Source organism: Streptomyces sp. NPDC057302 (genome assembly GCF_042667685.1).
In the GTDB taxonomy this organism is placed as follows: Bacteria; Actinomycetota; Actinomycetes; order Streptomycetales; family Streptomycetaceae; genus Streptomyces.
Map to the genome: position 1 here is coordinate 1 of NZ_JBHUZJ010000045.1, position 25,403 is coordinate 25,403.

Here is a 25,403-nt window from a genome sequence, read left to right on the forward strand (position 1 = left end):
CACCTCATGGGTGCGTCCCACCCGGCTCTCGCATGTCCGCACTCCTCTGTCCTTCACACGATCGAGCGCATGCGATGCAGCGAAGTGACATATGGCATAATGCAATGGAGCTGTCTGCTAGCGTCGGCTGAACATATGGCCCTCTGCCTTATGTCATTGAAACTACAGCCATCACGACAGCGAGGAGCCACCATGTCGAGGGATGTCGACCCGAGCCTGAATCGCCGCAGGCTGCGCATCGCACTCCGTAAGGCCCGCGAGGCCACGAAGCAGTCGCAGGGCCAGGCCGCCCACGCCCTCGACTGGTCGCTTTCCAAGATCATGAGGATCGAACAGGGGACGGTCAGCCTCTCCGTCACCGACCTTCGCGCTCTTCTCCAGCAGTACGCGGTGACGGACCCGGAACTCACCGAGGAGCTGGAAGAGGCCGCCCGCGGCTCCAAGGGTCCGAGCTGGTGGGCCCGGTACAACGACGTCATCGGGCAGCAGTTCAGTCAGTACCTGGGGTACGAAAGCGCGGCCGCGTCCTTTCGCACCTACAACCCCGTCATCGTGCCCGGCCTTCTGCAGACGGACGAGTACGCGACCGCCCTCCTCGCGCCGCGCCTCGACGAGGACCGGGCAGGGAAGATCGTGGAGCTGCGGACACTGCGCCAGGAGCGCGCTCTGGAGGGTGAGAACCCGCCGTGGACGTTCTTCATCGTCGACGAGGCCGCACTGCACCGGCAGGTCGGCGGACCGCGCGTGCAGCGGGCCCAGTTGCAGCGCCTGATCGACGTATCGACGCGCCCGAAGGTGTCCCTCCAGGTTCTGCCGTTCACGGCGGGCGCCCACTACTCCACGCTGAGCAGCTTCATTCTGCTCGGCTTCTTCGACGACGAGGACCTGCTCTACCTGGAAGCCCAGGGGAACCAGTCGATCCGTGACGACCACGAGCTGATCGTGCGGCACCAGGAGTGCTTCGAGGCTCTCCGCGAGACCGCGTACGCAGGAGAGCAGGCCATCGACCTGATCAATCGGGTCAGGGACGGCATTGACAGCAGCTGATCTTCCGGACCCAAGGAGTCCGGGAGGAGCGAGGAGGCCTCAAGATGCCAGCCGCGTTGCGAGAGTGGTGGCGGGGGGTTCTGGCGGCCATCAGGCAGGCGCCGTGGCGTAACGGCGGTTCGGGTGGTGCGCAAGGTGCCGGTGGGGCCTCCACCGGCACGGCCGACGATGCCGACGCCGACGCCGCTTCCGAGCAGCCGACGGCGTCCGGCCCCTCCTACAACCAACTCGTCCGCGAAGCGATGACCGACCAGGGCCGCACGGACCGGATGGACACGCTGGACCGCCATCGCACGGACGACAACGTCCGGATGTTCACGACCAGGATCGTCTACTGCACCGGTTGCATACTCGTCCTGGCGCTGACGCTCACCGGAGTGCTCGTCGTTCTGGCCGTCGTGGGCATGACGGGCTTCTGGACGGTCGGATCGGTGATCGCCCTCTTCTCGGCCCCCGTCGTCGCACTCAGCCGCCAGCTCACCAAACTGATCTCGCAGACAGGGGCGACGCCCACGCTCAGCGACGACCGCCGTGCTGTGGTTCCCGCCCAGCAGTCCGAGCCCAGGGCCGAGGCCGATGATCCTGCCTGAACTCGGCCAAGCCCCACCAGAGCCCCATGGACACCGCGGCCGCCATGGCCGCGGAGGACCAGACGGCCAGCCGTGCGGCCGTGCCCTCGACCAGCTGGGAAGCCGCCGCGCCGACCAGCGTGGCCGCCGCGCCGAGCAGCACACACCCCGCCACGACCGCGACGACCCCTGCTGGTTTCCGCTTCCCCCCGCGCACACCGTTCACCAAGTGCCGCGCTTCAGCGAGATGACGCTCGGTCATCCTGCTCCCCCTCCCTCTCCCCCCGCGCCGACGAAAGCGCTCAGGAACGCCTGCCAGCGCCCGACGGAGAAGACGACATGTGGCGCCGAGGGGTTCTGCGAATCACGGACGATCACCGCCTCCCGCACGAAGGCGACTTCGACGCAGTCCCCGTCGTACCCGCTGAAGCTGCTCCTGCGCCACAACCGTCCGGACGACTTCTCATTGCCCACGCCGACCTCCCCCTACCAGAGAGCCGGTGTCCGCACGATAGCGCCGTGATGTCGGCGGGCCGACAGGTCCGCCGAGAACCACCGCACCACGTAACGACCCGGACCAAATGACTCTTGGACCGCTCTCCGGTTGTCGTGTTCCAGTCTAGGAAAGTTCAATTTCCAGGCCTAGGGAAAAACCGGCCTCATGTGGGCCTCGGCACACTCTCCCGTCCCAGGTCAACGGCAAGTTGACGGGCGTTCGCGGGCGTGGTGGACTGCCGGAGCCATTACGGCGGCAGGAGAGGAAGCCGGTGTGAATCCGGCGCGGTCCCGCCACTGTCATCGAGGGTTCGACTCCTCGGAAGCCAGGAACTCTCCCCGCCGGTCACGTCGAACCAGGGCGCGGACACCCTGAGTGAGGACATATCGCCATGCGCGGCCGCCCGTTGCCGGTTCCTGTGACCCTGCTCGCTCCCCTTCACGTACCGGCCGGCTGAACCCGTGCGTGCCGATCGCGACTTCGCGTACGGCGCTGCCGCCGGCCTCCTCGGTGATCTGTTCCTCGGCGATCCTCGCCGCGGGCATCCGGTCGCCGCGTTCGGGCGGGCCGCGGGCGCTGTCGAGCGGGTGCTGTGGCGTGACCACCGCGGGTGGGGCGCCCTGCACACCGTGGTGTGCGCCGGGGGCGCGGCCTGCGCCGCCGTTCTCGCCTCTTCCCTCGTACGGGACGCACGTGCCGCATCCGTCGCGCTGACCGCCGCCACGACCTGGGCCGTGGTCGGCGGGACCTCCCTTGGACGTGAGGCGCGGGCCATCGGCGGTGCGCTCGCCGCCGGGGACGACGAGGTGGCGCGGGAGCGGCTGCCGCATCTGTGCGGGCGCGATCCGCAGGCCCTGGACGCCGACGGCATCGCGCGGGCCGTGGTCGAGTCCGTCGCCGAGAACACGTCCGACGCGGTGGTCGGCGCCTTGGTGTGGGGGGCTCTGGGCGGGGTCCCCGGCCTCGTCGCCTTCCGGGCCGTGAACACGCTCGACGCCATGGTCGGGCACAAGTCCGTGAAGTACCGGCGCTACGGGTGGGCTTCCGCGCGGCTCGACGATGTCCTGGGGTGGCCGGGCGCCCGGCTCACCGCGGTACTCGCGGCCGTCGCCGGGGATGCTCCCAAGGGAGCGCTGCGGGCCTGGCGGGACGATGCCGCCAGGCATCCGAGCCCCAATGCGGGGCCGGTAGAGGCCGCCTTCGCCGGGGCGTTGGGGGTGCGGCTCGGGGGGACGCTCTCGTACGGAGGCCGGGTGGAGGAGCGCCCCGTCCTGAACACGGGCGGGCGGGCCGTCGAAGTGGCGGACATCGAGCGGGCCGTGCGGTTGTCGCGACGGGTCGGGCTGCTGGCCCTGGGGGTCGCGGCAGTGGTCAGCACTATGCGGAAAGGCGGCGCCTCATGAGTGGCGGACTGCTCGTTGCCGGGACCACCTCCGACGCGGGCAAGAGCGTCGTCACCGCGGGGATCTGCCGGTGGCTGGCCCGCAAGGGCGTCTCCGTCGCGCCCTTCAAGGCGCAGAACATGTCCCTCAACTCCTTCGTCACGCGCGAAGGCGCCGAGATCGGGCGGGCCCAGGCCATGCAGGCGCAGGCCGCCCGGGTCGAGCCGAGCGCGCTGATGAACCCCGTACTGCTCAAGCCGGGCAGCGACCGCAGCAGCCAGGTCGTCCTCATGGGCAAGCCCGTGGGCGAGATGACGGCGCGCGGCTACCACGGAGGGCGGCAGGAAGCGCTGCTCTCGACCGTCGTGGGATGCCTCGAAGAACTTCGGGGCAGCTATGACGCCGTGATCTGCGAAGGCGCGGGCAGTCCCGCCGAGATCAATCTGCGGCGCACGGACATCGTGAACATGGGGATCGCGCGGGCCGCCCGCTTCCCCGTGGTCGTGGTGGGAGACATCGACCGCGGGGGCGTCTTCGCCTCCTTCTTCGGGACGACCGCGTTGCTGAGCGCCCAGGACCAGGAGCTGGTCGCCGGGTATCTCGTCAACAAGTTCCGGGGCGACGTCTCGTTGCTCGAACCGGGGCTCGACATGCTCCTCGACCTCACCGGGCGGCGCACGTTCGGTGTCCTGCCGTTCCGGCACGGCCTCGGCATCGACGAGGAGGACGGGCTGCGGGTGTCCCTGCGGGGCGCCGTCCGGGAGTCCGTCGTCGCTCCCCCGGTCGGTGAGGACGTGCTGCGGGTCGCCGTCTGCGCCGTGCCCCTGATGTCGAACTTCACGGACGTGGACGCCCTGGCCGCCGAACCGGGCGTCGTCGTACGGTTCGTGGACCGGGCCGACGAGCTCCTCGACGCCGACCTCGTGGTCGTACCGGGAACACGCGGCACCGTCCGGGCACTGGAGTGGCTGCGCCAGCGCGGTCTCGCGGACGCCATCGCGCGGCGCGCCGCCGAGGGGCGTCCCGTGCTCGGGATCTGCGGTGGCTTCCAGGTGCTCGGCGAACACATCGAGGACGACGTCGAGTCGCGGGCGGGGGCCGTGGACGGCCTCGGACTGCTGCCCGTGCGCGTGCGCTTCGCGCGCGAGAAGACCCTGGCACGGCCGGTCGGCGAGGCCCTCGGTGAGCCCGTCGAGGGGTACGAGATCCATCACGGCGTCGCCGAAGTCCTGGGCGGAGAGCCCTTCCTGGACGGCTGCCGCGTCGGCGAGGTGTGGGGCACGCACTGGCACGGCTCGCTGGAGAGCGACGCGTTCCGACGCCGCTTCCTGACCGAGGTGGCCCGCGCCGCCGGGCGCCGTTTCGTGCCCGCGCCCGACACCAGCTTCGGGGCGCTGCGCGAGGAGCAGCTCGACCTCCTCGGCGACCTGATCGAGGAACACGCGGACACCGACGCGCTGCTCGGCCTGATCGAGAACGGCGCCCCCTCCGGCCTCCCCTTCATCGCACCCGGGGCGCCCTCATGACCGGCGGAGGCGGACGGCTGAGATCCGCTGTCCCCCGCCCCGCCCTGAACCACGTAATGGAGGCCTTGTGAGTACCCCCTATCCGTTCACCGCTCTCGTCGGGCAGGACGATCTGCGGCTCGCCCTGCTGCTCAACGCCGTCTCGCCCGCTGTCGGCGGTGTGCTCGTCCGCGGGGAGAAGGGGACCGCCAAGTCCACCGCCGTGCGGGCCCTTTCCGCCCTGCTTCCGCAGGTGCCCGTGGTCGCCGGGTGCCGCTTCTCCTGCGATCCGGCCGCCCCCGACCCCGCCTGCCCCGACGGCCCGCACGACGCGGGCGGGGCCTCCGTGCGCGACGCGCGGATGGTCGAGCTGCCCGTCGGCGCCTCCGAGGACCGTCTCGTCGGGGCGCTCGACATCGAGCGGGCGCTCTCCGAGGGCGTGAAGGCCTTCGAGCCGGGCCTGCTCGCCGACGCCCACCGCGGCATCCTCTACGTCGACGAAGTCAACCTGCTGCACGACCACTTGGTCGACCTGCTGCTCGACGCCGCCGCCATGGGCGCCTCGTACGTGGAACGCGAGGGCGTGTCCGTGCGGCATGCCGCGCGGTTCCTGCTCGTGGGCACCATGAACCCCGAAGAGGGCGAACTGCGTCCGCAGTTGCTCGACCGGTTCGGGCTCACCGTCGAGGTCGCCGCGTCCCGCGAGACCGATCAGCGCGTCGAGGTCGTGCGCCGACGGCTCGCGTACGACGACGACGCGGAGGGCTTCGCCGCGCGGTGGCACGACGACGAGTCCGCGCTGCGGGAGCGGATCGTCGCGGCGCGCGCGCTGCTTCCCCACGTGCGCCTGGGCGACGGGGCGTTGCGGCAGATCGCGGCGACCTGCGCGGCCTTCGAGGTCGACGGGATGCGGGCCGACATCGTGATGGCGCGTACCGCGACGGCGCTTGCCGCCTGGGCGGGGCGCGAGGACGTACTCGCCGAGGACGTGCGCCAGGCCGCTCTCCTGGCGCTTCCGCACCGGCGCCGGCGCAACCCCTTCGACGCGCCCGGCCTCGACGAGGACAAGCTCGACGACACGCTGGAGCAGAACGGCGACGGCGACGACGACCCGGAGCCGGACGGCGACGGCCCCGACGGGGGCGGTCCCGACGGGGGCGGGCAGCCGCCCCAGGAAGGGCCCGACGCGCCCGAGGCGCCTGACGTGCCCGACCAGCGTGATCCCCACGACGCACCGGCCGACGACGGCGAGAGCGGCCCGCAGGAGCAGGAGCCCGCACAGGCCCCCGCCACCGGTGGCGGTGCCGGTGAGCAGCAGGCCGTCCGGGCCTCCGAGCCGTTCCGTACGAAGACGCTGACCGTGCCCGGCCTCGGTGAGGGCGCCGCGGGGCGGCGCTCCCGGGCGCGGACCGAGCACGGGCGGACGACCGGGGCCCGGCGGCCCCGCGGGGCGCTCACCAAGCTGCACCTGGCGGCGACCGTGCAGGCTGCCGCCCCGCATCAGCGGGCGCGCGGGCGCGTGGGGCGTGGCCTCGTCGTGCGGCGGGACGATCTGCGGCAGGCGACGCGCGAGGGGCGTGAGGGCAACCTCGTGCTCTTCGTCGTCGACGCCTCCGGGTCCATGGCGGCGCGGCAGCGGATGAGCGCCGTGAAGGGAGCGGTGCTCTCGCTGCTGCTCGACGCCTACCAGCGGCGGGACAAGGTCGGCCTCGTCACCTTCCGTGGGTCCGACGCCGAGGTGGCGCTGCCGCCCACCTCTTCCGTCGACGCGGCGGCGGCCCGCCTGGAGACGCTGCCCACGGGCGGGCGCACCCCTGTCGCGGCCGGGCTGCTCAAGGCGCACGACGTGCTGCGGGTGGAGCGGCTGCGGGACCCGGCGCGGCGTCCGCTGGTCGTGGTCGTCACGGACGGGCGGGCCACGGGAGGCGTGGAGCCGGTGGCCCGCGCCGGGCGTGCCGCGCGGCTGTTCGAAGCCGCCGGGATCGCTTCCGTGGTCGTCGACTGCGAGTCGGGGCACGTGCGGCTCGGGCTCGCGGGGCAGCTGGCGGGCGAGCTCGGCGGGACCGTCGTGACGCTGGACGAACTGCGGGCGGATTCCATCGCCGGGCTCGTCAAGGACGTACAAGGAACTCGGATGAGGAGCGTGGCCTGAGATGCCGCAGGGACAGCCGAACGTGGTGCCGGACGACGGGCTCACCACGCGTCAGCGGCGCAACCGGCCGCTGGTGATGGTGCACACCGGGATCGGCAAGGGGAAGTCCACCGCCGCGTTCGGGATGGCGCTGCGGGCCTGGAATCAGGGGTGGCCCATCGGGGTCTTCCAGTTCGTGAAGTCGGCGAAGTGGAAGGTCGGCGAGGAGAACGCCCTCAAGGTCCTGGGCGCGAGCGACGAGGGCGGCCCCGTCGACTGGCACAAGATGGGCGAGGGCTGGTCGTGGATCCAGCGCGCGCCCGCCGAGGGCGAGCCCAGCCACGAGGACAAGGCCCGCGAGGGCTGGGAGCAGGTCAAGCGCGACCTCGCCGCCGAGACGTACTCGCTGTACGTCCTCGACGAGTTCGCCTACCTCCTGCACTGGGGGTGGATCGACGTGGCCGAGGTGATCGAGGTCCTGCGGGACCGCCCCGGGCATCAGCACGTCATCATCACCGGGCGCTACGCACCCGAGGCCCTGGTCGAGTTCGCCGATCTCGTCACCGACATGTCCAAGGTAAAGCACCCGATGGACGCCGGTCAGAAGGGCCAGAGGGGCATCGAGTGGTAGCTCGGCTTGTCGTTGCCGCGCCGTCTTCCGGGTGCGGCAAGACGACCGTGGCCACGGGTCTGATGGCTGCGTTCGCGGAGGCCGGGCTCGCGGTGTCCCCGCACAAGGTGGGGCCCGACTACATCGATCCCGGGTATCACGCGCTGGCCACGGGGCGCCCCGGGCGCAACCTCGACGCGTACATGTGCGGGCCCGGGATGGTGGCGCCCCTACTCAACCACGGGGCGCGCGGCGCCGATCTCGCCGTGGTCGAGGGCGTCATGGGGCTGTACGACGGGGCCTCGGGGCAGGCTGAACTCGCTTCCACCGCGCATGTGTCGAAGCTGCTGCGGGCGCCGGTGGTCCTGGTCGTCGACGCCTCCTCCCAGTCCCGCTCGGTCGCCGCGCTGGTGCACGGCTTCGCGTCCTGGGACCCCGAGGTGCGGATCGGGGGCGTGATCCTCAACAAGGTGGGCTCCGCGCGCCACGAGGAGCTGCTGCGGGACGCGCTCGACGAGTCCGGGGTGCCCGTGCTGGGCGCGCTGGGGCGGGTGCGCCAAGTCAGTACGCCCTCGCGGCATCTGGGGCTCGTCCCGGTGGCCGAGCGGCAGACCGAAGCCGTCGATTCGGTGGCCGCGCTGGCCTCGCGGGTGCGGGAGGGCTGCGACCTCGAAGCGATCCTCGCACTGGCGCGCAGCGCGCCCCCGATGACCGGCGAGACGTGGGATCCGGGGCCGGCGCACGGCGTGGCCGACGGCCGCCGCCCCGTGGTCGCCGTCGCGGGCGGGGCCGCGTTCTCCTTCTCCTACGCCGAACACAGCGAGCTGCTCACCGCGGCGGGCGCCGAGGTCGTCACCTTCGATCCGCTGCACGACGAGGAGCTGCCGCCGGGCACCGCCGGACTGATCATCGGCGGCGGGTTCCCCGAGGTGTACGCGCCCGAGCTCTCCGCCAACGAGCCGCTGCGCAAGGTCGTCGCCGAGCTGGCCCTGAGCGGGGCGCCGGTCGCCGCCGAGTGCGCCGGGCTGCTCTACCTGACCCGGGAGCTGGACGGAAAGCCGATGTGCGGGGTGCTCGACGCCCACGCCCGGATGTCCGAGCGGCTGACTCTCGGGTACCGCGAAGCCGTCGCCGTGTCGGACAGTCCGCTCGCCGCCGTCGGCACCCGGATGCGGGGGCACGAGTTCCACCGCACCGTCGTCGAACCGGGCGCGGGGGCGGCTCCCGCCTGGGGGATGCACTCCCCCGAACGACGCGTCGAAGGCTTCGTACAGCAGGGTGTGCACGCGAGTTATCTGCACACGCACTGGGCCTCCGACCCCCGTGTCGCCCGCCGGTTCGTGGCGAGGTGCGGGGGATGAACGGCGCCCTGGTGGGGGCAGGGCGGCGGGGCGGGGCCCGGTGAGCCCGGTCCGCGCCGTGGCCTCACTCCGCGATGCCCACCACCAGCCAGATGAAGGCCGCCCCCGCCACCGTGCACAGCAGCGTCGAGCGGGCCGGATGATCGTGGTGGGCCTCCGGCAGGATCTCCGCGGCAGCCAGGTAGAGGAGCGCTCCGCCGAAGAAGCCGAGATATCCGCCGAGAAGTTGCTCCGGAATGGTGAACAGGAGCGTCGACGCGGCGCCCACCACCGGGGCCACCGCGTCCGCGAAGAGCATCGCGAGGGCCTTGCGGCGGGCGTTCCCGTACAGGCTGGTGAGCGTGTACGTGTTGAAGCCGTCCGCGAAGTCGTGGGCGATGACCGCGAGCGCCACCGCCACGCCCATGCCGCCGCCCACCTGGAACGCGGCGCCGATCGCCACCCCGTCCATGACGCTGTGCCCGACCATCGCGCCGGCCGCCGTGAGGCCCACCTGGGGGACTCGGCCGTTCGTGTGCTCGTCCGCGCCGTGGGCGGCGTGGCGGCCCGCGAGGAGGTGCTCCACCAGGTGCGCGGTGAGGAAGCCCGCGACGAACAGGAGCAGCGCCGCCGGTACGCCGAAGACCGGGGCGCCCGCGGCCTCCAGGGCCTCCGGCAGCAGGTCGAGACCGACCACGCCGAGCATCAGACCGCCGGCGAGCCCCAGGACGAGGTGGCGCCGGTCAGTGACCCGCTGGGCCGTCCAGCCGCCCACCAGGGTCATCACAAAGGCGCCGAGCGCCACGAACACCGCCATGCGCCCTTGCTAGCCGATCCACCCCCTGCCCCGCACATCCACGACCCGCTGTGACACGGACGCCCACCGTTCTTCACCCGTACGAGAGGAACCCCTCGCCCATGGCCGACACCGGCCACGCCCGGACCTCCGCCGCCGAGGAGGGGGCCGAGTTCGTGGTGGGCGTCGGTGCGGGCAAGGGGGTGCCCGCCGCGGAGGTCGTCGGGCTCGTCGAGGACGCCCTCCGGGAGGCGGGGATCTCCGCCGCGTCCGTCACCGCGTTGGCGACCCTGGACACGAAGGCCGCGGAACCCGGCATCATCGGGGCGGCGGCGCGGCTCGGGGTGCCGGTCGTGGCGTACGCGGCCGACGAGTTGTCCGGTGTCGACGTGCCGAACCCCTCGGCGGCGCCGCTCGCCGCCGTGGGTACGCGCTCCGTGGCGGAGGCCGCCGCACTGCGCGGCGGCGGTGAACTCGTGGTACCCAAGCGGAAGTCGGCGCCACCGGGCCGTGCGTCCATGGCGACCTGCGCGGTGGTGCGCCGCACGTACGAGGCGCCGCGCGTCTTCGCACCTCATCCCGACGGAACAGGCACAGCAATCAAGGAGTCCGAGTGACCACCCCGCCCGCACTGCTCATCGCCGGTCACGGCGCCCGGGACGAGGCCGGGGCGGCCGCCTTCCGGGACTTCGTGCAGGAGCTCGCCCGCCGAAATCCCGGACTCCCGGTCGCGGGCGGCTTCGTCGCGTCGGCCCCCACGCTGGGCGGGGCGGTCACCGACCTCGTCGAACGGGGCGTGGAGCGTTTCGCGGCCGTACCCCTGACCCTGGTGCCGCCCTCGCCCGCCGAGGGCGACGTCCCCTCGGCGCTCGCCCGCGAGTTGGAACGCCACTCCGGCACGTCGTACGCCTGCGGCAGCGCTCTGGGCCCGCATCCCTCGCTCCTGAAGGTCCTGGGCCGCCGTCTGGACGAGGCGCTCGGCGGCTCGGCCCGCACGCCCCAGGACCGCGCGAACGTCACGGTGCTGCTCGTGGCCCGGGGGTCGGCCGACCCGGAGGCCAACGCCGAGGTGCACAGGGCGGCGCGGCTGCTGTGGGAGGGGCGGGGTTACGCCGGTGTGGAGACGGCGTTCGTGTCGCTCGCGGCGCCGGACGTGCCGTCGGGCCTGGACCGCTGTGTGCTCCTGGGCGCGCGGCGGATCGTGGTCCTGCCCTACTTCCTCCTCACCGGCGTCCTGCCGGAGCGGCTCCTCCAGCAGACGGAGGGCTGGGCGGCGGCGCACCCCGAGATCGAGGTGCGCACGGCGGACGTGATCGGCCCCGAGGAGGAGCTGCTCGACCTCGTCATGGAGCGCTACCGGGAGGTGGCCGGCGGCGATCCCCGGGCACTCCAGCACGGGCACCCTCACCACGACCACGACCACGAGGGTACGCATGCCCACGCACACTGACCGCGAGGGCGGGCCGGACCTGCGGCATCACGGGGACGCCGAGGTCCGGGGCGCCGTCGGCCTCACCGACCTCGCGGTGAACGTCCGCGCGAACACCCCGCCCGCCTGGCTGAAGCGGCACATCGCCGCCTCGCTCGACGGCCTTGCCGCCTATCCGGACGGCCGGGCCGCGCGGGAGGCGGTGGCGGCCCGGCACGGCGTGACGCCGGAGCGGGTGCTGCTCACCTCGGGCGCGGCGGAGGCGTTCGTGCTCCTCGCGCGCGCCCTGAAGGTGCGTCAGCCGGTGGTGGTGCACCCGCAGTTCACCGAGCCCGAGGCGGCGCTGCGGGACGCGGGGCATGTGGTGCGGCGGGTCCTGCTCCGGGAGGACGACGGGTTCCGCCTCGCGGGGGCGACGGTTCCGCAGGACGCCGATCTGGTCGTGATCGGCAATCCGACGAACCCGACGTCGGTACTTCACCCGGCGGCCTCGATCGCCGAACTGGCCCGCCCTGGCCGGGTGTTGGTGGTGGACGAGGCGTTCATGGACGCGGTGCCCGGCGAGCGGGAGGCGTTGGCGGGACGCACGGACGTACCGGGTCTGGTGGTGCTGCGGAGCCTGACCAAGACCTGGGGTCTGGCGGGGCTGCGGATCGGTTACGTCCTGTCCGACCCGGAGACGATCGAGACGCTGGCCGCCGCGCAGCCCTTGTGGCCGGTGTCCTCGCCCGCCCTCGCTGCGGCGGAGGCGTGCGTGGCGCCTGCGGCGCTGGCCGAGGCGTCGGAGGCGGCCCTGCAGATCGCCGCCGACCGGGCCCATCTCCTGCGTGGGCTCAGGGAGTTCGCCCCCTGGGGGGTGCGGGCCGTGGAGGGTGCGGAGGGTTCCTTCATCCTGCTCCGGGCGCCCGACGCCCCGGCCCTGCGCGAACGCCTCCGGGAGCGGGGCTTCGCCTTGCGGCGGGGGGACACTTTTCCGGGGCTCGGGGAGGAGTGGCTGCGGGTGGCGGTGCGGGATGTGGGGACCACGGATCGGCTGCTGGGGGCGTTGAAGGCGGCGCTGGGGGGCTGAGGTCTTTTTCTTCCCCAACCCCGCCCCTCCCCGAGAACCCGCTCGGCGCGGGGGCCCTGTGCTTGTGCGTGCCGTCATCACCGGCTTCGCCGAGTTCGTCCTCACACGCCGGACGGGCTGAATCTGTCAGCCCGTCCGGCGTGTGAGGCCATCTTGTACGGGGTCTGGGGCGGAGCCCCGCCGGGACTCCCGAGCCTCAGCCCCTGCGCCCCCGGCGAGTCATCGCCACCGCCCCGCCACCCGCGACGAGCAGCAGCGCCCCGCCGCCCAGCAGGTAGGGGGTGCTCGAGTTCCCGCCGGTCTCGGCGAGGTTCGACTCCGCGGGCTTCTCCGGCTTCGCGACGACCGGCTTCTCCCCCGTGCCCCCCTGCGGCTTCACCGGCGGCGAAGGCTTCGGCTTCGCGACCGCCGGCGTCTCGCAGGACGCGCCCGCCAGCGTCAACGTCCCTTCCACCTCCGCGACATTCAGCTTCAGCGGGTTCACGGACACCTTCAGCTCCAGCGCGGACGCGGCAGCCGTACGCGATGTCGTGTGCGTCTTCGACAGGTCGAGCCGCACCTCTCCGACGCCCGGCACCGCCACCTGGGTCGTACCCCCCGCCGACAGCGTGACCTTCTTGCCGAGCACCGTCACACCGCCCAGCAGATTCGCCTCGGCGACCGGCCGCTTGCCCGCCGCGCAGACCGCCTTGGACGTCACCTGCTCGACCTCGATCAGGGACAGCAGGGGCAGGCCGGGCACGTGCACCTTGGCCCGCGCGATGTTGCTGTACCCCTCGGCCCTGCCGTCCTCGACGGTCGCCTTCGCGGTGGCCACGTCCGCCCGCAGCACGCTGAACGCCTGGCCGCCGTTGACCCCGTCCAGCTTGGCGGTGAGCGCGGTCTTCTGGGCGCTGGCCGGCGCCTGCACCTCGTTGAGCGAGACCCTGAGCGGGACGTTCACGGTCTTGTTGAGCAGGGACACGTCGAGCCCGGTGCGCAACACGACGGCGTTCGCGCGGCCCTTGTCGCCACCCGTCGCCGAGGCGGGGCCCGCGGCGGCGAGCGCCAAGGGTCCCGCGACGAGTGCCGTGGCGGTGGCGATCACGCCGAGACGGCGTGCGGGCAGGCGGAAGGCATTGCTGTTCACGGTGGTGGAACCCCCACAAGAGTTACGGAGTCGCCGGAAGCGTCGCGCTTCGCTGGATGGGGACATCGCTGGAGCGCGACACCGGCAACATCGACAGGGGGAATCTTTACGCACTGAGAGTGAATAGCCAGCGACCAAGCGTGAGTTCACTCCAAAGGGAGGTTTCCGCCCTTGCTTTCGAATCTTTCGGCACGCGCGTTCCCACCAGCCACCTGAGCAACTCCCTGGCTCGAACACGCCGGTTGACGCCGGGTCCATGGCCGAATGGTGTGCAACGAATCAGGGGCCTTGCGCGTAACGCTCCGTCAATATGAGGCACGTGGAACACATGGCGCAGGGCGAGTACGGGGTGCGGTTCGAGTGGGGGCCAGAGGGAGCCCGGCGGCTCATGGCGGGCGGGGAGGTGACGTGCCTGGTCGTCGTCGACGTGCTGTCGTTCACGACGGCAGTGTCGGTCGCGGTCGATGCGGGGACGAAGGTCTTCCCGTACGCGTGGCGGGACGAGAGCGCGGTCGCCTTCGCCGCCGGGCGGGACGCCGAACTGGCGGTGGGGCGGCGCGCGGTGAGCGCCGGGTCGCCGTGGTCCCTCTCCCCCGCCGCGCTGCGCCGGGCACCCTTCACGCCCCGCCTCGTGCTGCCCTCCCCCAACGGGTCGGCGATCGCCGCAGCCGCGGGTACGTCCGGTGCGGTCGTCGCCGGGTGCCTCAGGAACGCGGCGGCGGTGGGGAGTTGGCTCGCGGGGCAGGGCTACGGAGCGCCCGGCCGGCCGGTGGCCGTGGTCGCCGCGGGCGAGCGGTGGACCGACGGGGGCTTGCGTCCCGCCCTGGAGGATCTGCTGGGGGCAGGGGCGATCATCGCCGCGGTCGCATCGGCGGCGGGCGGCACCGCGGGGCTCTCACCGGAGGCGGCCATGGCGGCGGCCTCGTACACGTCCTGCCCGGATGTCGCATCGGCGGTGACCGACTGCGCGTCGGGGCGGGAACTGCGGGGCCACGGCTTCGCGGAGGACGTGGCGGTGGCCGTGGAGGTGGGGGCTTCGGAGGGGGTGGCGGTGTTGGTGGACGGGGCCTTTTCCTTCACCGATCCCGCCCCTTCCCGAATCCGCGGCTCCGCCGCCACCGGTGGCCGTTGACCACCGGCTTCGCCGAGTTCGTCCTCACACGCCGGTCGGGCTCACACGCCGGTCGGGCTGAATCCGTCGGCCCGCTAGGCATGTGGGCGGGATCGGGGAAAGAACCCGCCCTTACCCCACCACCCTCCCGTTCAGCACCACCCGCCGCGGATTCCCCAGCACCCCCACGTCCTCCCGCGGATCGGCCCCGTACACCACCAGGTCCGCCGGCGCCCCTTCCACCAGGCCGGGGCGCCCCAGCCAGGCCCGCGCCCCCCACGTCGTCGCCGCCAGCGCGTCCAGTGCCGGGATCCCGGCGAGCCTCAGCTCGGCCACCTCGGCGGCGACGAGGCCGTGGGCCAGGGAGCCGCCCGCGTCCGTGCCCGCGTATACGGGCACCCCTGCGTCGTACGCGGCCCGCACGGTGTCGTAGCGCCGCTCGTGCAGCCGCCGCATGTGCCGCGACCACTTCGGGAACTTCGACTCGCCGCCGTCGGCCAGCTGCGGGAACGTCGCGATGTTCACCAGCGTGGGGACGATCGCGACGCCACGCTCGGCGAAGAGCGGGATCGTGTCCTCGGTGAGGCCGGTGGCGTGCTCGACGCAGTCGATGCCCGCCTCCACCAGGTCCCGCAGGGAATCCTCGGCGAAGCAGTGCGCCGTCACCCGCGCGCCCAGGCGGTGCGCCTCCGCGATCGCCGCCTCCACCTCCGCCCGGGGCCAGCACGCCGTCAGGTCGCCCGCGTCCCGGTCGATCCAGTCGCCGACCAGCTTGACCCAGCCGTCGCCGCGTCTCGCCTCCTGGGCGACGTACGCCACGAGGTCGGAGGGCTCGATCTCGTGGGCGTAGTTGCGGATGTAGCGGCGCGTGCGCGCGATGTGGCGGCCCGCCCGGATGATCTTCGGGAGGTCCTCGCGGTCGTCGATCCAGCGGGTGTCGGACGGGGAGCCCGCGTCGCGGATGAGAAGGGCGCCGATCTCGCGGTCGGTCAGCGCCTGCTTCTCGGCCGTGGCCGCGTCCACCGGGCCGTGCCCGTCGAGGCCCACGTGGCAGTGCGCGTCGACCAGGCCGGGGAGCGTCCAGCCGTCGATCGTGACGTCCGGCGCCGCCGCCGGGCGGTCGTACGTCACCCTGCCCCCGACCACCCACAATTCGTCCCGGACCTCGTCCGGGCCGACCAGCACCCGGCCCTTCACGTGCAGCACCGCGTGATCGCTGTGATCGCTCATGTGCAGCAGCTTAGGAGCCTGTCGGTACGCTCGGACCGGCAGCCCGAACGAACTCGTGAGCGAAGTGAGCAGCGAAGTGAGCAGTACCGTGACGACGCATCCTTTCCTTGACCTGGCCCCCTTGAGCGCCCGGCACTTCGCCTCCATCGAGGAGCGCGTCGCCGGGCTGCTCTCCACCTCGCAGGACGTCGTGATCATGCAGGGCGAGGCGCTGCTTCCCCTGGAGGGCTGCATCCGGGGTGCGGCGCGGCCCGGCACGACCGCCCTGAACGTCATCACCGGGCCCTACGGGCAGACGTTTGGAAACTGGCTGCGGGACTGCGGGGCGACCGTCGTCGATCTCGCCGTTCCCTTCCACACCGCGGTGACCGCCGAGCAGGTCCGCGAGGCGCTCGCCGCGCACCCCGAGATCGACTTCGTCTCGCTCGTCCATGCCGAGGCCGCGACCGGCAACACCAATCCGGTCGCCGAGATCGGTGAGGTCGTACGTGAGCACGGCGCCCTGTTCATGCTCGACGCCGTCGCCTCGGTGGCCGCCGAGCCGCTGCTGCCGGACGCGTGGGGCGTGGACCTGTGCGTGATCGGCGCGCAGAAGGCGATGGGCGGCCCCGCGGGCGTCTCGGCGGTCTCCGTGAGCGAGCGGGCCTGGACGCGGCTCGCCGCCAATCCGCAGGCGCCGCGCCACTCGTACCTCTCCCTCCTGGACTGGAAGGAGCGGTGGATCGACGGCGGGCGCAAGGCGCTGCTGCACGCCCCGGCCCAGCTGGAGATGCTCGCGCTCGAAGCGTGCGTGGAGCGCATCGAGGCGGAGGGGCTCGACGCGCTGACGGCGCGGCACGCCACCGCCGCCGCCGCGACCCGCTCGGGGGCGATCGCCCTGGGCGGCGGCCTCTCGCCGTACGTCCACGAGGCGGGGGACGCCGCTCCCGTCGCCACGACGCTGCGGGCCCCGGAGGGCGTCGACGCCTCGGTGCTCGTCGCCAAGGCGCTCGCGGCGGACCCGGTGCTTCCGCTGGTCGCCGGTGGCGGCGCGCTGGCCAAGGAGATGATCCGGGTGAACCACTACGGCCCGGACGCGACCCGTGGCGTCGTGCACGCCTCGCTCGCCGCCCTGGGCGCGGCGATGGGCGAGGCCGGTCTCGCAGTCGACCTCGAAGCGGCACGGCGTGCGGTGACGGCCGCCTGGCAGTAAGCGGGCCCCCGTCTGCCCGGCGGCCCGCGATTCATGCGGCTGCGGGCCGCACCAAGCTCACAGCGAACAGCCGACGTCCGGGTGCGTGTCCGTGGCAGCGTGAGCGCCATGCCCACGCTCCCCGACGGCCGCCCCGTTCCCGACCCGAGCGCCGATGAGCCCGCGATGCTGGCGGGCTGGCTCGATTTCCATCGCGGGACCCTCGAAGTCAAGTGTTCCGGGCTCGATGACGCACAGGCCCGTATCGCTTCGGTCCCGTCCTCGTCGTTGACCCTGCTCGGTCTTGTGCAGCATCTGGCCGAGGTGGAGCGGAACTGGTTCCAGCGCGTGCTCGCCGGGCAGGACGTGCCGACGGTCTACGAGGACCCCACGGGCTTCACCCTGGACCCGCAGTGGACCTTTGAGCAGGCACTGGCCGTGTGGCGGCGCGAGGTGGCGGTGAGCAGGAAGCTCTGCGAGGGACGGCCGCTGGACGGCGTCGGGCGGCTGAGCGAACGGGAGGCGGCCATGACGGGCGGCGCCGAGGTCAGCCTGCGCTGGATCCTGGTCCACCTCATCGAGGAGTACGCACGGCACAACGGTCACGCCGATCTCCTCAGGGAGGGAATCGACGGGGTGACGGGGCCGTAAATACTCTACGTAAATTCACGGACGCATTCTCACCGCTTCTTTATCCACTTTATCAGCACAGCTTCCCGTATTCTTCTGCCCGCTTTCCGGAGACCTAAACACTAAGGTTTCGTCAGGGTCGCGTCAGCACTAAGTCTCACAATTCGGACAGGCTTCGTGGGAGTTACGGTTCTGTGACGTACTCCACATCGCGCCCGAGATGTGCCCTATGACCCCATCAAATCAGGCCATATCGCAGGGGATTCCTGCGGGCGCGCACCCCCGCGTGATAACACATCGGGCGTACTTACGTAACCCCTCTCGCCGATGCAATTAAAGAAATTGCTCGGTAAATTCAATCCGCATGACCGCTGCACAAGCCGATCTACCGACCGACCTGCAAGCGAATTCCCTGGAAATGCCCGAGGGGTTGCGCCTCGACACCCCCGACGTCGCCGACGGCGCCGCAATCTGGCGGATCGCCCGCGACTCGAAGGTGTTGGACCTCAACTCCTCGTACAGCTACCTGCTGTGGTGTCGCGACTTCGCGGCGACCTCCGTGGTGGCCAGGGACGCGAACGGTGAGCCCGCCGGGTTCATCACCGGCTACATCCGGCCCGAGCGGCCGCGCACCCTGGTGGTCTGGCAGGTGGCCGTCGACCAGGCGCACCGAGGCCGTGGCCTCGCCGGTGCGCTGCTCGACGGGCTCACCGCCAAGGTCGCCGCCGACCGGGAGCTGGTCTCGGTCGAGACGACCATCACGCCGGACAACGCCCCGTCCGAGCGGCTCTTCACCTCGTACGCACAGCGCCACAGCGCGTCCGTCGAACGCACGGTGCTCTTCGACGCGGGGCTCTTCCCCGAAGAGGGGCACGAGCCCGAGGTCCTGTTCCTCATAGAGCCGATCAACGAGACCGGGAACGCCGCGCAGATCGAGCCGGTCGAGCCAGTCGGCTGAGTTCCGCCCTTCCCCCCATGCACCACCCGTCACCCCCCACCTCCCAAGTCTTTCCATCTCCCAGGAGATCTGCTGTGACCATCACCCAGCCCGACCTGAGCGTCTTCGAGACCCTGGAGTCGGAGGTGCGCAGCTACTGCCGCGGTTGGCCCACCATCTTCGACCGTGCGCAGGGCAGCCGCATGTTCGACGAGGACGGCCACTCGTACCTCGACTTCTTCGCCGGGGCCGGCTCGCTCAACTACGGCCACAACAACCCGGTCCTCAAACGCGCCCTGATCGACTACCTCGAGCGCGACAGCATCGTGCACGGTCTCGACATGTCGACGACCGCCAAGCGCGCGTTCCTCGAGTCGTTCCAGAACATCATCCTGCGCCCGCGCGACCTGCCGTACAAGGTCATGTTCCCGGGCCCGACGGGCACCAACGCGGTCGAGTCCGCGCTGAAGCTGGCCCGCAAGGTCAAGGGCCGCGAGTCGATCGTGTCGTTCACGAACGCCTTCCACGGCATGTCGCTCGGCTCCCTCGCGGTGACCGGCAACGCCTTCAAGCGCGCCGGCGCCGGCATCCCGCTGGTGCACGGCACGCCGATGCCCTTCGACCGCTACCTCGAAGGCACGACCCCCGACTTCGTCTGGTTCGAGCGTCTGCTCGAAGACCAGGGTTCCGGCCTGAACCAGCCCGCCGCCGTGATCGTCGAGACGGTGCAGGGCGAGGGCGGCATCAACGTCGCCCGCGCCGAGTGGCTGCGCAAGCTCGCCGACGTGTGCGAGCGCTGGGACATGCTGCTCATCGTCGACGACATCCAGATGGGCTGCGGCCGCACCGGCGCGTTCTTCTCCTTCGAGGAGGCGGGCATCACGCCGGACATCGTGACGGTGTCCAAGTCCATCAGCGGCTACGGCATGCCGATGGCGCTGACCCTGTTCAAGCCCGAGCTGGACATCTGGGAGCCGGGCGAGCACAACGGCACCTTCCGCGGCAACAACCCCGCCTTCGTCACGGCCGCCGCCGCCCTGGAGACCTACTGGTCCGACGGTCCGGCCATGGAGAAGCAGACCCGTGCCCGCGGCGAGCAGGTCGAGGAGGCGTTCAAGGCGATCGTCGACGAGAACCCGGGCGCCATCAAGGAGTACCGCGGTCGCGGGCTCGTCTGGGGCATGGAGTTCATCGACAAGTCGCGCGCGGGCGCCATCGCCAAGCGGGCCTTCGAACTCGGCCTGCTCATCGAGACGTCCGGCCCCGAGAGCGAGGTCGTCAAGCTCCTTCCGGCGCTGACGATCACCGCCGACGAGCTGGACGAAGGACTGCGCACGCTGGCCCGCGCGGTGCGCGAGACCGCCTGAGCGGCCCCCGCGCCGCGACGTCACCCCCGTAAGAGAAAAGGAACCGATTCACCGTGATCGTCCGTTCGTTCAAGGACATTGAAGGCACCGACCGGCATGTGAAGTCCGCGTCGGGCACCTGGGAGAGCAAGCGCATCGTCCTCGCCAAGGAGCGGGTGGGCTTCTCGGTCCACGAGACCATCCTGTACGCGGGTACGGAGACGTCGATGTGGTACGCCAACCACATCGAGGCCGTCGTGTGCACCAAGGGTGAGGCCGAGCTGACCGACGACACGACCGGCAAGAAGTACACGATCACGCCGGGGACCATGTACCTGCTCGACGGGCACGAGAAGCACACGATGCGGATCAAGGAGGACTTCCACTGCATCTGTGTCTTCAACCCGCCCGTCACCGGTCGTGAGGACCACGACGAGAATGGCGTGTACCCGCTGCTGACGGAGCCGGAACCGGCCTGAAAAACTAGCGGTGCCGGAGCCGGGGCATTCTCTGCCCCGGCTCCGCGCCGCAGGGCTGAAGCAACACGCCCCATGAATCTCCTCCGCCGCCCTCTTCCTCTGGGCGGCGGAGGTGTACATCCCGGAAAGGGCCGTACGAGAGGAGAGGCAGGCAACACCATGACCACCGCACCCGAACGCACCGCCGATCTGTACCCCACGCGAGGCGCCGAAGAGGTCCTCATCGAGCGCAAGGACCCCGTCGTGTGGTCCGAGCCGGGTACGCCGGGGCCCATCGTGGCCGACGAACTGGCGGGGTTCGAACGGGACGGATTCCTGGCGATCGACCAGCTCATCACGCCCGACGAGGTGAGCGTCTACCACGCCGAACTCGAGCGGTTGATCGACGACCCGACGATGCGGGCGGACGAGCGCTCCATCGTGGAGCCGCGCTCCCAGGAGATTCGCACCATCTTTGAGGTGCACAAAATGAGCGAGCTGTTCGCGAAGCTCGCCGCCGATCCGCGCGTGGTGGGTCGGGCCCGGCAGATCCTGGGTTCCGACGTGTACGTCCATCAGTCCCGGATCAACGTGAAGCCCGGTTTCGGTGCCTCGGGGTTCTACTGGCACTCGGACTTCGAGACCTGGCACGCCGAGGACGGCCTCGCGAACATGCGGACCGTATCGGTCTCCATCGCGCTCACCAAGAATCACGACACCAACGGCGGCCTCATGATCATGCCGGGGTCGCACAAGACGTTCCTCGGCTGTGAAGGTGCGACGCCGAAGGACAATTACAAGCGGTCCCTGCAGATGCAGGACGCGGGCATTCCCTCGGACGGGACGCTGACCCGCCTCGCCTCGGACTACGGCATCCGGCTCTTCACCGGCGAGGCAGGCTCCGCGACCTGGTTCGACTGCAATGCCATGCACGGTTCGGGGGACAACATCACGCCGTTCCCGCGCAGCAACGTCTTCATCGTGTTCAACAGTGTGGAGAACACGGCGGTGGAGCCGTTCGCGGCGCCGATCCGGCGGCCGGATTACATTGGGGCTCGGGACTTCACTCCGGTGAAGTAAGCAGTCTCGTACGCGAGTTGGCCCGGCACCTGGGGGTGCCGGGCCATGCTTGGTGCGGGGCGCTTCGTGGTTTTCGTTTCGGGTTACAGCGTCGGGTAGTCCGTGTAGCCCTTTTCCGTGCCGCCGAAGTACGTTGCCCTCTCAGGTGTGTTGTACGGGCCTTCGGCCTTGAGGCGGGCCGGCAGGTCGGGGTTGGCCAGGAACAGCGCGCCGTACGCGACGACGTCCGCGGTGCCGTCCGCCACCAGGGCGAGGGCTTCGGGGCCGGTGGGGCCCTCGGTGGCGGGGTTCAGGATGAAGGTTCCGCCGAAGGCGCCGCGCAGGGTGGTCACCAGGTCGCGGATCTCGCCCACCTCCATGATGTGCAGGTACGCCACGTCCAGCGCGTTCAGCTCCTTCACCAGGGAGGTGTACGTCTCTTCGAGGCCGGCCTCGGGCTCCGAGATGCTGTTGACGGCGTTGCCGGGCGAGAGGCGCAGGCCGGTACGGGCGGCGCCGATCTCGGCCGCGACCGCCCGCACGGCTTCGACCGCGAAGCGGATGCGGTTCTCCGGGGTTCCGCCCCATTCGTCGGTGCGGCGGTTGGAGCCGGGCGCCAGGAACTGGTGGATCAAGTAGCCGTTGGCGCCGTGCAGTTCGACTCCGTCGAAGCCCGCGTCGATCGCGTTGCGGGCCGCGGTCGCGAAGTCGTCGATGGTGGCGCGGATCTCTTCGCCGGTCAGTTCGCGGGGCGTGACGAAGTCCTTGGGGCCCTCGGCCGTGTACACCTGTCCCTCGGCGGCGACGGCCGAGGGGGCGACGTTCACCAGGCCTTCGGGGAGCAGGGAGGGGTGGCCGATGCGGCCCGCGTGCATGATCTGGGCGAAGATGCGGCCGCCGGCGGCGTGGACGGCGGACGTGACCTTGCGCCAGGAAGCGATCTGCTCCTCGGAGTGCAGGCCCGGGGTGTCCGGATAGCCCTGGCCTACGACCGAGGGCTGGATGCCCTCCGTGATGATCAGGCCCGCGGAGGCGCGCTGGGCGTAGTACTCGGCGGTGAGGTCCGTGACGGTGGCGCCGGTGCCTGCGCGGCTTCGGGTCATGGGGGACATGGCTATGCGGTTGCTGAGGGGTGTGCCGGAGAGGTCCAGGGGGTCGAAGGCGGTGGTCATCGGGGCTGGCTCCTGGGGATGCGTCGTGGGTGTAATTGGTCGGCCAATTACCTGAACCGAGCGTCACCGCAACTCATTCCTTGGTCGGCCAAGTTAATCTGGTGGGACTGGACCGCGACCCGCTACCGCCCCTCAGGAGCACCGATGAAAGCCCCGTCCGAACCCGCCTGTACCGAGCTCCCCACCGCGAAGCGGCGGGGGCCTGTCAGCCACGCCGTGAGCCGGGTCGCCCGGCTGCACCGGAACGCGGCGGGCAAGGTGCTGAAGAAGGTCGGGCTCTACCCCGGCCAGGAGTTCGTGATGATGTACCTGTGGGAGGCGGGGCCCGCGCGCCAGTCGGAGATCATCAAGGCGGTCGGCCTGGATCCGTCGACGGTCACGGTGATGCTGCAGCGCCTTGAGCAGGCCGGACACGTGCTGCGGCGCCCGGATCCGGAGGATCGGCGCGCGGTCCTCGTGGAGGCGACTGACGCGAGTTGCGGGTTGCTGACGGAGGTGGAGCTGGCTTGGGGGGAGCTGGAGGAGCAGACGTTGGCGGGGCTTGGTGAGGGGGATCGGGCGGAGCTGGTGCGGTTGCTGGGGCGGGTTGAGGCGAATTTGTGCGGGGAGGGCGTGGAGCGCTAGCCGCAAGCTGGGGGCTGCTGCGGGCTGCGGGGCTGCTTCGTCCTGGGGGCGGGGCCGCGCCGGTATGTCCGTCCTCGCCATCGTCCGGTGGCCGCTTTGGTGCTTCGGCTGGGGAGTGAAAGGAACCGTGCTCCGGGCGGAAATACCGGCACGTCCCCTCGGGTGCGATGCCGACCGCGGGTGCGTTGGGGCCGGTCTCCAACGGCTAGAGACTCGCCCTGCAGATGCGTTGGGGACCGCCTCCCAAGGCTAGAGAGCTCATCCCGCAGGCGCGTTGGGGACCCGCCTCCCACGGCCAGGGAGCTCGCTTTACAGGCGCGTTGCGGGCCGCCCCGCCATCGCTAGGGAGCTCGTCCCGCCTATGTGTACGCCCCCGCCCACCCCCGGTGGTTGCCCGCCCGCCCACCCCTCTCGTTCCAATCCCCTGGCGCTGCGGGGTAATCGGGTGGGTGGGCGGGAAATGTTTGTTCGTGGTGTTGGGTGCGGGTGGGAGTTAGAGCCAGGCCAAGGATGAGGCTCGGGTCAGGATGTGGGCCGCGGCTGAATTGTCGCCGGAGACTCCCCGAGGGACCGTTGCGGGGTCCACCCTGCCGCCCATCAGGAGGCAGAAGTCCACGGGGTCCAGGACGAGCTCCGCGCTCACCGGGGCCGCCCCTTCGCCCAGGATCCACGTCACCTCGCCCCCCTCCCCCGCAACCGTCAGCGCGACGTCCGGCGCCTTTGAGCCCAGGGCCAGTTCCAGGATCCGTACGGCCAGCCGCACCAGTTGCCACAGGTGAGGAGTGCGGGGTGCGGGGACCGGCAGGTCCAAGGCCCTGCCGATGTCGTCCGTGTGCACCCACGCCTCGAAGGCCCGCACCAGGAAGTGGTCCGTGACCGGAAGCCTCGCGCCCATCAACTTCGTGGTCCGTCCCGCCAGTTCGGGGTCGTGCGCCTCCGGGGAAGCGAGGAGCGCGGTCGCCTGGGCCCGCCAGGACGCGACCGTCTCCGCCGGGCTGCGGCCCCGCTCACGGGCCAGGACCTCCTCCGTACGCGTCGCCCATGCCTCGCGCCACGGCGTACCGTCCACGCCGTCGCACACCGAAGGCTCCCGCAGGCCGAGGCGCACCGCCAGCGGCTGGTCCGCCGCCAGCAGATGCGCGACCGTGTCGTGGACGTCCCAGTCGTGCACGACCGGAGTGCTCCAGGACCCGTCCAACTCCCCCAGGAGCGCCTGGAGTCCGGCCACGGCAGCGGCGTACGGAGCGGCGTGCGGAGCCGTGCGGGAAGCCGCGGGGCGGGTGCGCAGGGCCAGGGCGAGGCCCCGGTCGGCGGGGGCGGGTCCGGCGTCCGTGAAGGGCGGACCGTCCAGGTGCCGCACCGTCGCCCGCAGGCGCCCCGCCTCCACCGCGCACCGGTCGCAGTCGGCCAGATGCGGATCGACCGTCAGCTCGTCGCCCGGCATGAGCGCGCCGACGGCCCAGGCCCCTAGAAGCTCACGTACGGCTTCGTGATCCGTGGTCATCACGCGCCTCTTTCGCCTGGAGCGTCGGCAAGTGCCGGTGGGTCGGATGAGTCGGGTGGGTCCGCCAGGGCCTCTGCCAGCCTGCGCAGGGCCGCCCGTAATCGGGTTTTCGCCGTGCCTTCGGGGATGCCCAGTTCCACCGCCGCCTGGCGGTACGTGCAGCCCGCGAAGTACGCCAGGTGCACCACCTGGCGCTGTGGGAGCGGGAGTCTGGCCAGCGCCGAGTGCAGGAGCAGGGATCGTTCTCGTGCCATGACCACGTCTTCCGGGGGCGGATCCGGGGTGGGGATCGTGTGCAGCGTCGTGTCGTCGGCATGGGCCGCCTTGCGGTGGCGCTCCTCCCCGCGTACCCAGTCCACCGCCCGCCGATGCGCCAGCATGCAGAGCCAGGTCCGCAGGCTGCCCCGCCGCGCGTCGAACGCGTAGGGCCTGGACCAGAGATGGGCGAAGACCTCCTGGGCCACATCCTCCGCGGCGGCGGGGCTACGGGTGACGCGTCCCGCGACGCGGTGGACCAGGGCGCCGTACGTGTCGTAGACCTCGGCGAGAGCCGTCTCATCGCCGTACACCAGGCGTTGGTGCAGGTCGGTGTCCTGACAGGACTGCTGAGCCACTGACACCACCGCCTCGTGAGGCCACCCCGTCCTGCCTTCCTAGC

24 protein-coding genes, 1 pseudogene and 1 riboswitch are annotated in these 25,403 nt (G+C 71.4%); of the genes and pseudogenes, 18 read left to right on the plus strand and 7 right to left on the minus strand.

Annotation, left to right across the window (positions count from 1 at the left end):
• Positions 1-192: 192 nt before the first annotated feature.
• A complete protein-coding gene (locus tag ACFUPX_RS27335) occupies positions 193-1,047 on the plus strand; it encodes a helix-turn-helix domain-containing protein (protein WP_383328033.1) in 855 nt (284 codons plus the stop codon).
• 44 nt (positions 1,048-1,091) lie between these two features.
• Positions 1,092-1,637 (plus strand): hypothetical protein, encoded by a 546-nt coding sequence (locus tag ACFUPX_RS27340; RefSeq protein ID WP_383328036.1) that lies wholly within the window; start codon positions 1,092-1,094, stop codon positions 1,635-1,637.
• A gap of 237 nt (positions 1,638-1,874) precedes the next feature.
• Here the strand turns inward: ACFUPX_RS27340 and ACFUPX_RS27345 are convergent, their stop codons facing one another.
• A complete protein-coding gene (locus ACFUPX_RS27345) occupies positions 1,875-2,090 on the minus strand; it encodes a DUF397 domain-containing protein (protein ID WP_383328039.1) in 216 nt (71 codons plus the stop codon).
• Between the two features lie 244 nt (positions 2,091-2,334).
• A riboswitch (cobalamin riboswitch) is annotated at positions 2,335-2,469 on the plus strand.
• A gap of 104 nt (positions 2,470-2,573) precedes the next feature.
• On the opposite strand from ACFUPX_RS27345, the gene ACFUPX_RS27350 reads away from it, so the two are divergent.
• From ACFUPX_RS27350 to ACFUPX_RS27370, 5 genes are all read left to right on the plus strand, one after another.
• Positions 2,574-3,515 (plus strand): cobalamin biosynthesis protein, encoded by a 942-nt coding sequence (locus ACFUPX_RS27350; protein WP_383328042.1) that lies wholly within the window; start codon positions 2,574-2,576, stop codon positions 3,513-3,515.
• On the plus strand, positions 3,512-5,020 hold the full coding sequence (locus tag ACFUPX_RS27355) for a cobyric acid synthase (protein WP_383328045.1): 1,509 nt from the start codon (positions 3,512-3,514) through the stop codon (positions 5,018-5,020). Before ACFUPX_RS27350 ends, ACFUPX_RS27355 begins: the two co-directional genes overlap by 4 nt.
• 67 nt (positions 5,021-5,087) lie before the next feature.
• Complete coding sequence (locus ACFUPX_RS27360) at positions 5,088-7,151, plus strand: putative cobaltochelatase (RefSeq protein WP_383328048.1); 2,064 nt, start codon at positions 5,088-5,090, stop codon at positions 7,149-7,151.
• 1 nt (position 7,152) lies between these two features.
• Complete coding sequence (cobO, locus tag ACFUPX_RS27365; protein ID WP_383328051.1) at positions 7,153-7,761, plus strand: cob(I)yrinic acid a,c-diamide adenosyltransferase; 609 nt, start codon at positions 7,153-7,155, stop codon at positions 7,759-7,761.
• Positions 7,755-9,101 (plus strand): cobyrinate a,c-diamide synthase, encoded by a 1,347-nt coding sequence (locus tag ACFUPX_RS27370; protein ID WP_383328054.1) that lies wholly within the window; start codon positions 7,755-7,757, stop codon positions 9,099-9,101. Before cobO ends, ACFUPX_RS27370 begins: the two co-directional genes overlap by 7 nt.
• A gap of 64 nt (positions 9,102-9,165) precedes the next feature.
• Here the strand turns inward: ACFUPX_RS27370 and ACFUPX_RS27375 are convergent, their stop codons facing one another.
• Positions 9,166-9,897 carry a ZIP family metal transporter gene (locus tag ACFUPX_RS27375; RefSeq protein WP_383328056.1) on the minus strand — a complete coding sequence of 244 codons (732 nt, stop codon included), beginning with the start codon at positions 9,895-9,897 and terminating at the stop codon, positions 9,166-9,168.
• A gap of 155 nt (positions 9,898-10,052) precedes the next feature.
• Here ACFUPX_RS27375 and ACFUPX_RS27380 point away from each other — a divergent pair.
• From ACFUPX_RS27380 to cobC, 3 genes and pseudogenes are all read left to right on the plus strand, one after another.
• A pseudogene (locus tag ACFUPX_RS27380) lies at positions 10,053-10,421 on the plus strand (cobalamin biosynthesis protein); the annotation flags it as partial.
• Positions 10,422-10,489: 68 nt separating this feature from the next.
• Positions 10,490-11,326 (plus strand): sirohydrochlorin chelatase, encoded by an 837-nt coding sequence (locus tag ACFUPX_RS27385; protein WP_383328059.1) that lies wholly within the window; start codon positions 10,490-10,492, stop codon positions 11,324-11,326.
• Positions 11,310-12,374 carry an Rv2231c family pyridoxal phosphate-dependent protein CobC gene (gene cobC, locus ACFUPX_RS27390; protein ID WP_383328062.1) on the plus strand — a complete coding sequence of 355 codons (1,065 nt, stop codon included), beginning with the start codon at positions 11,310-11,312 and terminating at the stop codon, positions 12,372-12,374. The genes ACFUPX_RS27385 and cobC overlap by 17 nt, the downstream gene beginning before the upstream one ends.
• A gap of 196 nt (positions 12,375-12,570) precedes the next feature.
• On the opposite strand, the gene ACFUPX_RS27395 is transcribed toward cobC, so the two are convergent.
• Entirely contained in the window at positions 12,571-13,503 is a 933-nt protein-coding gene (locus ACFUPX_RS27395) for an SCO1860 family LAETG-anchored protein (protein WP_383328065.1), read from the minus strand.
• 310 nt (positions 13,504-13,813) lie between these two features.
• On the opposite strand from ACFUPX_RS27395, the gene ACFUPX_RS27400 reads away from it, so the two are divergent.
• Positions 13,814-14,635, plus strand: coding sequence for a 2-phosphosulfolactate phosphatase (locus ACFUPX_RS27400; RefSeq protein ID WP_383328068.1), 822 nt, complete (start codon positions 13,814-13,816; stop codon positions 14,633-14,635).
• Between the two features lie 111 nt (positions 14,636-14,746).
• Here ACFUPX_RS27400 and ACFUPX_RS27405 read toward each other — a convergent pair whose 3' ends face one another.
• Positions 14,747-15,844: an amidohydrolase family protein gene (locus ACFUPX_RS27405; RefSeq protein WP_383328071.1), complete on the minus strand. Its 1,098-nt coding sequence runs from the start codon at positions 15,842-15,844 to the stop codon at positions 14,747-14,749.
• 88 nt (positions 15,845-15,932) lie between these two features.
• On the opposite strand from ACFUPX_RS27405, the gene ACFUPX_RS27410 reads away from it, so the two are divergent.
• The 6 genes from ACFUPX_RS27410 (at position 15,933) to thpD (ending at position 21,466) form a co-directional block, all read left to right on the plus strand.
• Positions 15,933-17,036, plus strand: a complete 1,104-nt coding sequence (locus tag ACFUPX_RS27410) for a pyridoxal-phosphate-dependent aminotransferase family protein (RefSeq protein WP_383328074.1) — start codon at positions 15,933-15,935, stop codon at positions 17,034-17,036.
• 108 nt (positions 17,037-17,144) lie between these two features.
• The gene (locus tag ACFUPX_RS27415) at positions 17,145-17,666 is read left to right on the plus strand and encodes a DinB family protein (RefSeq protein WP_383328077.1); all 522 of its coding nucleotides are present in this window, start codon (positions 17,145-17,147) and stop codon (positions 17,664-17,666) included.
• 343 nt (positions 17,667-18,009) lie between these two features.
• The gene (gene ectA, locus ACFUPX_RS27420; protein WP_383328079.1) at positions 18,010-18,603 is read left to right on the plus strand and encodes a diaminobutyrate acetyltransferase; all 594 of its coding nucleotides are present in this window, start codon (positions 18,010-18,012) and stop codon (positions 18,601-18,603) included.
• 74 nt (positions 18,604-18,677) lie between these two features.
• A complete protein-coding gene (gene ectB, locus ACFUPX_RS27425; protein WP_383328082.1) occupies positions 18,678-19,949 on the plus strand; it encodes a diaminobutyrate--2-oxoglutarate transaminase in 1,272 nt (423 codons plus the stop codon).
• A 53-nt stretch (positions 19,950-20,002) separates the two neighbouring features.
• Positions 20,003-20,407: an ectoine synthase gene (locus tag ACFUPX_RS27430; protein WP_371529901.1), complete on the plus strand. Its 405-nt coding sequence runs from the start codon at positions 20,003-20,005 to the stop codon at positions 20,405-20,407.
• A gap of 159 nt (positions 20,408-20,566) precedes the next feature.
• Complete coding sequence (gene thpD / locus ACFUPX_RS27435) at positions 20,567-21,466, plus strand: ectoine hydroxylase (protein WP_383328086.1); 900 nt, start codon at positions 20,567-20,569, stop codon at positions 21,464-21,466.
• An 83-nt stretch (positions 21,467-21,549) separates the two neighbouring features.
• Here thpD and ACFUPX_RS27440 read toward each other — a convergent pair whose 3' ends face one another.
• Positions 21,550-22,617 carry an alkene reductase gene (locus ACFUPX_RS27440; protein ID WP_383328089.1) on the minus strand — a complete coding sequence of 356 codons (1,068 nt, stop codon included), beginning with the start codon at positions 22,615-22,617 and terminating at the stop codon, positions 21,550-21,552.
• Positions 22,618-22,761: 144 nt separating this feature from the next.
• Here ACFUPX_RS27440 and ACFUPX_RS27445 point away from each other — a divergent pair, with 144 nt between their 5' ends.
• On the plus strand, positions 22,762-23,241 hold the full coding sequence (locus ACFUPX_RS27445) for a MarR family winged helix-turn-helix transcriptional regulator (RefSeq protein ID WP_383328092.1): 480 nt from the start codon (positions 22,762-22,764) through the stop codon (positions 23,239-23,241).
• Between the two features lie 493 nt (positions 23,242-23,734).
• On the opposite strand, the gene ACFUPX_RS27450 is transcribed toward ACFUPX_RS27445, so the two are convergent.
• Both ACFUPX_RS27450 and ACFUPX_RS27455 read right to left on the minus strand, forming a co-directional pair.
• Positions 23,735-24,745, minus strand: a complete 1,011-nt coding sequence (locus ACFUPX_RS27450; RefSeq protein ID WP_383328095.1) for a maleylpyruvate isomerase family mycothiol-dependent enzyme — start codon at positions 24,743-24,745, stop codon at positions 23,735-23,737.
• A complete protein-coding gene (locus ACFUPX_RS27455; protein WP_383328097.1) occupies positions 24,745-25,359 on the minus strand; it encodes a sigma-70 family RNA polymerase sigma factor in 615 nt (204 codons plus the stop codon). The genes ACFUPX_RS27450 and ACFUPX_RS27455 overlap by 1 nt, the downstream gene beginning before the upstream one ends.
• Between the last annotated feature and the right edge of the window lie 44 nt (positions 25,360-25,403).

Coding starts and splice junctions, on each gene's coding strand:
- ACFUPX_RS27335 (WP_383328033.1), top strand. CDS start 193: ATGTCGAGGGATGTCGACCCGAGCCTGAATCGCCGCAGGCTGCGCATC.
- ACFUPX_RS27340 (WP_383328036.1), top strand. CDS start 1,092: ATGCCAGCCGCGTTGCGAGAGTGGTGGCGGGGGGTTCTGGCGGCCATC.
- ACFUPX_RS27355 (WP_383328045.1), top strand. CDS start 3,512: ATGAGTGGCGGACTGCTCGTTGCCGGGACCACCTCCGACGCGGGCAAG.
- cobO (WP_383328051.1), top strand. CDS start 7,153: ATGCCGCAGGGACAGCCGAACGTGGTGCCGGACGACGGGCTCACCACG.
- ACFUPX_RS27375 (WP_383328056.1), bottom strand. CDS start 9,897: ATGGCGGTGTTCGTGGCGCTCGGCGCCTTTGTGATGACCCTGGTGGGC.
- cobC (WP_383328062.1), top strand. CDS start 11,310: ATGCCCACGCACACTGACCGCGAGGGCGGGCCGGACCTGCGGCATCAC.
- ACFUPX_RS27400 (WP_383328068.1), top strand. CDS start 13,814: ATGAGGCACGTGGAACACATGGCGCAGGGCGAGTACGGGGTGCGGTTC.
- ACFUPX_RS27405 (WP_383328071.1), bottom strand. CDS start 15,844: ATGAGCGATCACAGCGATCACGCGGTGCTGCACGTGAAGGGCCGGGTG.
- ACFUPX_RS27415 (WP_383328077.1), top strand. CDS start 17,145: ATGCCCACGCTCCCCGACGGCCGCCCCGTTCCCGACCCGAGCGCCGAT.
- ectA (WP_383328079.1), top strand. CDS start 18,010: ATGACCGCTGCACAAGCCGATCTACCGACCGACCTGCAAGCGAATTCC.
- thpD (WP_383328086.1), top strand. CDS start 20,567: ATGACCACCGCACCCGAACGCACCGCCGATCTGTACCCCACGCGAGGC.
- ACFUPX_RS27440 (WP_383328089.1), bottom strand. CDS start 22,617: ATGACCACCGCCTTCGACCCCCTGGACCTCTCCGGCACACCCCTCAGC.
- ACFUPX_RS27445 (WP_383328092.1), top strand. CDS start 22,762: ATGAAAGCCCCGTCCGAACCCGCCTGTACCGAGCTCCCCACCGCGAAG.
- ACFUPX_RS27450 (WP_383328095.1), bottom strand. CDS start 24,745: ATGACCACGGATCACGAAGCCGTACGTGAGCTTCTAGGGGCCTGGGCC.